General features: G+C 57.3%; 5 protein-coding genes and 2 pseudogenes. 5 read left to right on the top strand and 2 right to left on the bottom strand.

Annotation, left to right across the window (positions count from 1 at the left end):
- The first annotated feature begins 467 nt into the window (after positions 1–467).
- The 5 genes from AKG11_RS32250 to AKG11_RS32230 all read left to right on the top strand — a co-directional run bounded on the left by AKG11_RS32250 (position 468) and on the right by AKG11_RS32230 (position 7698).
- Positions 468–2225 carry a methyl-accepting chemotaxis protein gene (locus AKG11_RS32250; protein WP_050746958.1) on the top strand — a complete coding sequence of 586 codons (1758 nt, stop codon included), beginning with the start codon at positions 468–470 and terminating at the stop codon, positions 2223–2225.
- Between the two features lie 135 nt (positions 2226–2360).
- A complete protein-coding gene (locus AKG11_RS32245) occupies positions 2361–4073 on the top strand; it encodes a putative bifunctional diguanylate cyclase/phosphodiesterase (RefSeq protein WP_050746957.1) in 1713 nt (570 codons plus the stop codon).
- Between the two features lie 33 nt (positions 4074–4106).
- Positions 4107–4808 carry an IS6 family transposase gene (locus tag AKG11_RS32240; RefSeq protein WP_050746956.1) on the top strand — a complete coding sequence of 234 codons (702 nt, stop codon included), beginning with the start codon at positions 4107–4109 and terminating at the stop codon, positions 4806–4808.
- Positions 4809–4860: 52 nt separating this feature from the next.
- A complete protein-coding gene (locus AKG11_RS32235; protein ID WP_156334207.1) occupies positions 4861–6966 on the top strand; it encodes a hypothetical protein in 2106 nt (701 codons plus the stop codon).
- 3 nt (positions 6967–6969) lie between these two features.
- Positions 6970–7698: a hypothetical protein gene (locus tag AKG11_RS32230; RefSeq protein WP_050746954.1), complete on the top strand. Its 729-nt coding sequence runs from the start codon at positions 6970–6972 to the stop codon at positions 7696–7698.
- A 203-nt stretch (positions 7699–7901) separates the two neighbouring features.
- Here AKG11_RS32230 and AKG11_RS32225 read toward each other — a convergent pair.
- Positions 7902–8462, bottom strand: a pseudogene (locus AKG11_RS32225) (BCCT family transporter); the annotation flags it as partial.
- Positions 8449–9333 (bottom strand): annotated as a pseudogene (locus AKG11_RS32220) (cbb3-type cytochrome c oxidase subunit I); the annotation flags it as partial. The pseudogenes AKG11_RS32220 and AKG11_RS32225, both read right to left, overlap by 14 nt.
- Positions 9334–9411 lie beyond the last annotated feature (78 nt).

Genomic DNA, 9411 nt, shown 5'->3' with positions numbered 1-9411 from the left:
GCAGCAACCTCATCACTATAGCCCGATTTGCCTAACTCGCGCGTGCTCATGCCGCGTGGCTGCTCGGATGCTTACACTAAAAGAAGGTGCATGCCGCTTCACCATGCTGGACGCGCCAGCAGTGGCACATAGCGTAAATAAAAACGGTCTCTGGAAAGGCCGAGGCTGAACTACGAGCGCTTTTCCGGTGAACTCCGGTTCGCCGAAAATACCCTTGATTCTTGCTACTCAACCCTGAAAGCGCGCTATGACAGACCCTGCAATACTCTATGTTTAATTCATCATTAGATATTCCAATATAAAAACGCTCATAACTGCGCATTTCATTGCCTTAGCATGATGCTACCAAGCGATGATGAGAGCCATTGGATGAGTGTTTAGATGGAGGTCTTCTCCATATTTAAATCCTACTCCAAATTTTCATCTGGATGACCGCGGAGAAAATCGGCGCGGAGCAAGGATAGATTATGTTAAAGATGCTAAGTGCGAAGCATGTTTATGATGCTCTTTCTCGATCTCAAGCCGTTATTGAATTTGACCTTGTTGGGAACATTCTCTCGGCGAACGAAAATTTCTGTCGTGCGGTTGGATATAGTCAGGCGGAGCTTCTTGGGAAGCACCATCGGATATTTTGCGACGCGGCGTACGTTGCCAGCGAGGAATATCGGCAATTCTGGGCGCGGTTGAGCCGCGGCGAGTACGATTCAAACAGCTACAGGCGGCTGCACAAGGACGGAAGCGATATTTGGCTCCGAGCCACCTATAATCCCGTCTTGCGCGGCGGAAAGCCGTACAAGGTCGTCAAGTTCGCGACCGATATCACTGAAGCGCGCCGTCAATCTGCCGAGGATGCGAGCAAACTGGATGCGATGTCCCGTTCCCAGGCGATCATCGAGTTTACACCGACAGGCGAAATCCTGGGAGCGAACGAAAACTTCTGCGCCGCACTTGGTTATTCGCTTGCCGAGATCGTCGGCAAACATCACCGTATGTTTTGCGATCCCGCCTATGTGCAGACATCCACGTACGCCGATTTCTGGAAGAGCTTGGCTGACGGTCAGTTTCAGGCAAACGAGTTCGTGCGTTACGGCAAGGATGGCCGCGAGATATGGATTCAGGCCGCGTACAATCCAGTTCGCGATTTGAATGGGCGCGTCTTCAAGGTCGTCAAAATCGCCACGGACGTAACAAAACGGATGTCTGCAATAAACATGCTCGGCGATGCGTTGAAGGCGCTGGCGGAGGGTGATCTCACGCAGCATCTTGCCCATCCCTTCGTCCCGTCGATGGAAGGCGTTCGGAAAGACTTCAACAGTGCCGTTGCGGGCTTGAACGAAACGATACGGACGGTTGAAACCAACGCCGATGCCATCGCGTCCGGAGCCCAGGAGATACGCGCGGCAGCCGACGATCTGGCGAAGCGTACAGAACAGCAGGCAGCCTCTGTTGAAGAGACGGCGGCGGCCCTTGAGGAAATCACGACAACCGTCGGGGATTCAAGCCGACGAGCCGATGAGGCTGGCATCCTGGTTAGCAAGACGCGGGTTGGGGCGGAAAAATCAGGGGAAGTCGTCAAGAAGGCCATCTCCGCCATGGAGCAGATCGAACAATCCTCGCGTGAAATCTCCAGCATCATCGGCGTCATCGATGAGATCGCCTTCCAGACGAACCTCCTTGCGCTGAACGCGGGTGTTGAGGCGGCAAGGGCGGGTGAAGCTGGGAAAGGCTTTGCTGTTGTCGCTCAGGAAGTTCGTGAGTTGGCGCAACGATCCGCCAGCGCGGCCAAGGATATCAAGGGGCTGATCATCACCTCTGGAGAGCAGGTTCGCAACGGCGTGGCACTGGTAGGCGAAACCGGGCAGGCTTTGCAGGAAATCCTTGCCCAGGTGCAAGAAGTCCACACGAATGTCACTGCAATCGTGGAAGCATCGCGTGAGCAATCTGTCGGGCTGCGCGAGATCAATCAGGCGGTCAATGCAATGGACCAGACGACACAGCAAAATGCGGCGATGGTGGAGGAAAGTACCGCCGCCAGCCACGCCATGGCACGCGAGGCAGACACTTTGCATGAATTGATTCGTCGCTTCCGTCTCACCGGAAGCACACCGTCAATTCATCAGAAGGCACCCGCATCATCTCCTTCACAGCTTCATGTTGTTGCCCGCACCATGCGCACATCTCAGAGCTCCGCAGCATCTGCCGTGCAACGCTGGGAGGAATTTTGAACGAATGCGCTGGAAGATTTACCTAAACTTATACTTGATGGCTGATCAGCCACACAGAACAAAAGGGAGGATTCATGTTCGGAAATAGCTCTAAAGCGCGTCTCGCGCGCAACCACTCGAAAGTCTGGATGAAATATGACATCGGTGATGAAGTCTATGATGCATTCTCAAAGCTCGTTAATTCCTTCTGAAGACGACAACGAAGCGGGCAATATGGCGAAATCCCTGATGGATGTTGCCATCAAGCTGCGGAGCGCCTCATGGCCCGGAGCCGAACAGGACTTCATACGCTATGCGCTCGATACGGCCGCGATCGTCGCAATCACCGATGTCCGTGGCACCATCACCTACGTGAATAGCAAGTTCTGCGAGATCAGCGGCTATGGCGAGGCTGAGTTGATCGGCGAAAATCATCGCAAGCTCAAGTCCAGTCACCACGACGCTGCGTTCTTTCGGGCGATGTACCGGGAAATTGCACAAGGGCGGGTCTGGCACGGAGAAATCTGCAACCGGCGCAAGGATGGCTCGCTTTACTGGGTCGACACAACAATCGTCCCGCATCTGTCGGAGGCTGGAAAGGCCGATAGCTACACCTCTATTCGGTTCGACATCACGGCACGCAAACAGCTTGAAGCCGATCTGCGGGCAAGCAGAGAGCACCAGCAACACATCGCCAGTCGTGACCCACTGACAAACCTTCCGAACCGACGGAGCTTTCAGGAATATCTCGAAGCGACAATCACTGAATTCGATGGTTCTGGAAGGGCGTTCCATCTAGCTCTCATCGATGTCGACACCTTCAAGGAAGTGAACGATTCTTTCGGACACTCCGTGGGCGACCACCTTCTACAGACCGTTGCATCCCGTCTCGATGCCCTCTGCGAAAGACAAGGCTTCATAGCCCGGTTAGGCGGTGACGAATTTGGTATTGTACTTCGTGATGGAGCGCCCTCTGCTGCGAGAGCGTTCTTTGAGGAAGCCCTTGAGGTGGTCAGGCAGCCGATTCAGATTGGCGCGGCCGCCCGGCGGTTCTCCTTGAGCCTCGGCATTGCAGTTTTCCCAGGCAATGGAAACGATGCAGAGAACCTGTTCCAGGCTGCTGACCTTGCTCTTTACCACGCGAAGGCTCTCGGACGCGATCGTCTCGAAATCTTCCATCCCAAACTCAAAGAAGCTGCCGAGCATCGTTCCCAACTCCTGCTGGAGATCGAAGATGGCTTGCGGCTCGACGCGTTCGAACTCCACTACCAGCCGATCGTGCCTGTCGTCAGCAACGGGCTTGTCTCTCTTGAAGCCCTCATGCGATGGCAGCACCCACAACTTGGACTGTTGACGCCAAGCGCATTTCAGGAGGGGTTTTCCGATCCCGCAGTTCGAGCGGCAATCGGCATGTTCGTGCTCGAACGAGCATTCAAGGATACGGCTGATATGCTGGCCGCGCAAATCCCTCTTGAACGGATCGCCATCAACCTGACGAATTCCGATTTCCGATCGGATGTCTTCTTGGAACGCTTTTTTGAGCTATCTGCTCAAACTGGAATCCGCCCGGAAAAATTCTGCGTAGAAGTGACGGAGAGCATGTTTCTTGGCTCCCATCAGAAACGCGTCGAGCAGGGATTGCGTCGCTTGCACGATGCCGGCGTGGAAATCGCATTCGATGATTTTGGAACGGGGTATGCATCCCTGACCCATCTGCGTCAGCTACCACTCGGCAAACTGAAGATTGATCGTAGCTTTGTTGCCAATATGGTAACGTGTCCAGAGGATCGGGCGATCATCCGCGGTATAATCGATATTGCCCATAGCCTCGGCAAGACTGTAACAGCAGAGGGGGCATCGTCAACTTAACGGAATGTGGAACTCGATATGCGATGATGGGCCATGACAGAGCCTAATCCACTATATCGCCGCCATCGCTTTCCCGCTGAAATCATTGCCCATGCCGTGTGGCTCTATTTCCGCTTCCCTCTCAGCCTGCGAATGGTCGAGGACTTGCTGGCTGCCCGCGGCGTCATTGTCTCGCATCAAACGGTCCGGCTGTGGGCGGAGAAATTCGGACGGGCCTTCGCCAACGAGATCCGCCGCCGTTCAGTTGGTCGGCTCGGCGACAAGTGGCATCTCGATGAGGCCGTCGTTTCGATCCGTGGAAAGAAGCACTGGCTCTGGCGCGCAGTGGATCAGGACGGTTTCGTCCTGGAGGTTCTGGTGCAAAGCCGCCGCAATGCCAAGGCGGCCAAGCGCCTGATGCGCAAGCTGTTGAAGGGCCAAGGACGAGCTCCGCGGGTAATGGTCACCGACAAGCTTCGCTCCTACGATGCCGCAAAGCGGGAGATCATGCCGGGTGTCGAGCATCGCTCACACAAGGGCTTGAACAATCGCGCTGAGAATTCCCATCAGCCAATCCGGCGGCGAGAGTGGATCATGAAACGCTTCAAGTCGAGGCGACATCTTCAGCGTTTCGTCTCCATCCACGATCCCATCGCCAACCTGTTCCAAATCCCCCGCCACGACATCTCCTCCGGCCATCATCGCGAATTGCGTTCAGCGGCGATGAAACTATGGGCGAAAATCGCCCGAGCGTGACCAAAAAACTCGGCCGGCGTCATGGTGTGTCTTCGGTGCCGTTAAGTTTACGATGCCGTTCTTCGATATTGGCCCCAAGGCCGAGGCCGGGCACACCTATTCCATTTCGTATCGGGGGAGCCCGCGTCCTGATTACTATGCGGGCTTCACACTGCGGGGAGAGCGCAAGCCTTCGGTCGGTCCATCTTTCGGTGTCATCGGTGGCGCTGGTGATCTGGGCAATAATCCGTTTTCCAGGGCCGCTCCTATCGAACCGGGAGAATACGATCTGGTCATGATCGCAGATGACGGCACGATCATTGCGCGTCAGCCAATAGAGGTCGTAGCAGCGTCCAATGGTTTTGACGCAATCGGTTCCGTGGAGCCAGCTACGCGGTTCGAGTTCACCTGGCGCGGCCCCAATCAAGTCGGCCAGCGCATCGTGGTCGCCCGGCCCGGTGCTGCGTCCGACGACTATTTCGAGAGTTGGGGCTATCCCTTCAGTAATCGGAAGACCCAGCGCATGGGCTTAAAGGCACCGGCGGAGACCGGCATCTACGAGCTTCGCTATATCTCCGGCAACCAGCGGGAAATTTTTTTCCCCCGTCAATTCGGCGTCGGTGTGCCGTTCGAGGATGCAGATCTGACCAACACCGCCGATCTGGCAGCGCAGGCCGCAGCAGCAACGCAGGCATTGTCGGGTCAGGACGCCATGCCAATGGTGCGGGCGACGTTCCGTATTCCGGATAATTTCCCACAGATCCCGCTGTGGTGGTCGGCGGTCCCGCTCGATCCGGACATGAGCCCGGAAGCGTGGTCCCCGACCTCCGAAATGGTCGTTGGCGAAGGCCAGTTCGAACCGGGACGCTATCGCGTTTCGACCACAGGGCCAGGTGAGGTCAATTTCAGTGCTGAGGTGGAAATCTACCCAGGGAGGAACAACGACTTCATCATCCCACCGGTTGACGAATCCGATGACGAGGCGTCGGCGACAACATTTGGCGGTCCGTGGCAAATCATCGGTGTGCCACCTTATCAGGTACAGGCGGGAGCAGATCAATTGCTCACGCTCGCGCTTGAGCAGTCTCATTCCGATGGCGCGATCAGCGGAAGCTGGACGGCTGGAGAAAAGCTGGCCGGGCCGCAGGCTGCCGGCCGCGAAGGCACGTTCACGACGGCAACTCTCGAGGGCGAGGTGCTGCGCATGACCTTCACAGTGGGCGAGCCAATCCCTGCGCCTATGACGCTCCATTTGACACCCTATGGGATCGGCTATGCCGGTGCATTGTCCTCCGGGGCCACAGGCATCAGCGTCGTCATGTGGCCGGGTGGCCATGTACCTCCTTCCCTGTCCGAAATGCGCGCTGCCGTGCATGGTCCTGCACCTTCCGATTTCGTGGACATGACCAAGCCTGGTTCATCCGCGCAGTCACATGTGCCAGCGGAGGGCGAGACGATCCCCGTGCGCCTGCGCGCACCCTTGGAAATCGGCGATTTGGGGGTGCAGTGGTCAGCCGTCCGCACCGATGTCAGGGAAATGGATGTAGCTTTCGCCTCCAACGATCTCCTGCCAACCTTCACAACCCGACTGGCTCCAAGCGGCACCTATGAGGTCGAGGGGGTCAACGAAGCGGCTGGTATCCGCCTCGCTGGCACTGTCACGATCAACCCGGCCGGTGGCAACGATTTCGAGATTCCGGTCGCTGGGATTGCCAGCAATGATGAGGAGGCACCGGCATTTCACTGCGCGGACAGTCCTGCGGGCTGCCCCGTCAATCATGCTGCAAGCGGTATCTCTCTGATCCTGCCAAACAATTGGTCGATGAGTGACCCAATTGTCTACGAAACCGCCAGCGGCGCGCGTGCCGACCTGCCGACCTCCACCTTCTTCACGGAAGATCTCGGCAAGGCCATAAGAGTGGAGCTCAACCCACGTCAATGGCTGCGATCCAATGGGCCGTGCCGATCCATCGGCGACAATCAGCTATGCATGTTCAAGGGACAGGGCATGGGCGCTGAGATCGGGTTTGAGGGCATAGCTTCTTCGCTTCAGGTTTCGGCATCGGAACCGGACAACGCCGCTGTTGCGGATTCGGACACGACTATCCGGGTTGACCTCGGCGGGCGTAATCCTGAGTCGGTTCTACGCGCGCTTTTCGGCAAAAAATCGGGGAAATAACCCATGAGAAACAAACTGGCACCCGCACTTTTCGGTTTGGCCTTGTTCTTCGGGTTCATTCCCGGCGCAAAGGCGCAGATGGTCCAGATTGCCATATGCATGGAGGGTGGCTGTAGCTGCCATGTACCGGGTACGACGCTTTCAGATGTCGAGATCATCCTTGGCACTCCCAACCCGCCAGATGCGGCAGGCATGACCCTTGTAGTGTATGAGAACGAATATAGCTGGCGTTCCCAGACCCCTGCGCAGATCGATGCTTCGTTCGGCGGGCCGGGTTCGTGTCCGATTCAACTGGAAGCGCCGCTCATTCCCGAAGATGGAACTTGGCGCATAACCGCGGGGACAACCGACACTTCAGCCTGCCCCCTGTTCTCGCTGACAGGTCAGGCCGTGCCGGGTCAGGTGAGCGGGGAGACCCGGCAGATCAGGTGGGGCGGATGGTTTTCACCCAGCAAGCTGATGTCGGAAGCGATTGGCAATGTGAACTGGACCTCCACCGGGGGACATTCATGGCGTGGCGTTCTCGCGGATGAACGGCAGTCAAACGGCTCCGGCACCACGGGCGCGAGCGTCGTCTGGCATTTGACCTTGGTAAGTCCCACCGAAATTACCGGCTCAAGTGTCTTTGAGTACGACATTTCATCCGGTCTTGCCGATGCAGCAGCACAGTCCATCCTTCAGAACATGCAGTGCAGGACGGCTACTCCTTTCACAGCTGAAAAGGTGGGGTAGCAACCAGCCTGGATGCGGCATACGACACCACCAAGTTTTGCGAAGGCTGGCGGACCGTGATCAAGCGTTACAGGATCGATAACCCGTATACCGATCACGGCGCTATCAATGGCCTGCTGCCGCACGGCCCTCGCAGTCTGCGAGACACTCCGGTGCCCCATATCCTCAAGCGGACGGAGTCCCACGAGCAGCCTTACCCCAGCTCAAGTTTTGGGTTCGTTCATCAATCCTTTAACGATCGCATAGCAGGCAGCAAGCAGCACGAAGGTGAATGGCAACCCTGTCGATACCGCCATGGCCTGCAGTGCGGTAAGACCTCCTCCCAGCAAGAGCGCGATAGCGACCAGACCTTCAAACGAGGCCCAGAAGATCCGCTGCGGTACTGGTGCATTGACCTTGCCGCCCGCTGCGATCGTATCAATTACAAGGCTACCGGAATCTGATGACGTCACGAAGAACACCACGACAAGTATGATGCCAACGAGAGACGCTATGCCGGTCAGCGGAAGCTGGGTCAGCATCTGGAAGAGCTGAAGTTCCAACGCCGCGTCCTGTACGCCGGTGAAGCCATCACTCACAACCTGGCTGATGGCAGTACCGCCCATAGCAGTCATCCATAACACCGAGAGGAGGGTCGGTACGATAAGTACGGCAATCAAGAACTCCCGCACCGTGCGCCCGCGCGACACGCGGGCAATGAACATTCCCACAAAGGGCGACCAACTAATCCACCAGGCCCAATAGAAGGCCGTCCAGCCACTGAGAGAGCGCGTTGACCGGGCGGATCGCGAGGAACGAGCCTTCGAAGGTCGACAGCCCATAGAAGAACGCCGCCATCATGATGAAGCGCAATGTCGCGTCGTCGCGCACCTTGTGCCAGGCCCCGTTGAGGGTCAGCAGCGCGTTGCCGGCAGATGCCCAGGAGGGCACGAGCAACATCACGGAAAAGGTCATGCCGAGATTCTGCACCCAGTGGGGCAGGGCGGAGTAGTGCAGGTGGTGAGAGCCTGCCCACATATAGAAGAAGGTAATGCCCCAGAAGCTAAGGATCGACAGCCGGTAGGAGAAGATCGGCCGCTCCGCACGCTTGGGCAGGTAGTAGTAGAGCATGGCCAGGAAGCCGGCGGTGAGGAAGAAGGCGACGGCGTTATGCCCGTACCACCATTGCACCATTGAATCCTGCACGCCCGCCCAGACCGTGTAACTTTTGGCGTGGGCGAAGGAGAGGGGAACTGCGAGGTTGTTGACGATGTGCAGGATGGCCACGACGAGGATGAAGGCCAAGTAGTACCAATTGGCCACATAGATGTGCGGCTCTTTGCGCCGGGCAAGCGTGCGCACGTAGAGCACGAAATAGGTCACCCAGACGATGACCAGCCAGATATCGGCATACCATTCGGCCTCGGCATATTCCTTGGACTGGGTGACGCCGAGGAAATAGCCGGAAATCGCGATGAGACAGAAAAGGTTGAAGCCGAACAGCACGATCCAGGGCGAAAGCTGGTCGGCAAGGCGGGCGCGAGAGGTGCGCTGCACGACATGGAACGAGGTGGTGATCAGCGCATTGCCGCCGAACCCGAAAATGACGCCTGACGTGTGCGCCGGGCGGATTCGGCCGAAGCTCGCCCAGGACGTATGAGAGCGGCGGTGGAAAAGTCGGCCACGGTAGCGGCGGAATAGTCCAGCCGCGGGCGGAGTAAAAACCGGCCACCT

This window comes from Shinella sp. SUS2 (assembly GCF_001262505.1).
Taxonomy (GTDB): domain Bacteria; phylum Pseudomonadota; class Alphaproteobacteria; order Rhizobiales; family Rhizobiaceae; genus Shinella.
This window is presented reverse-complemented; position numbering and strand designations above follow the sequence as displayed.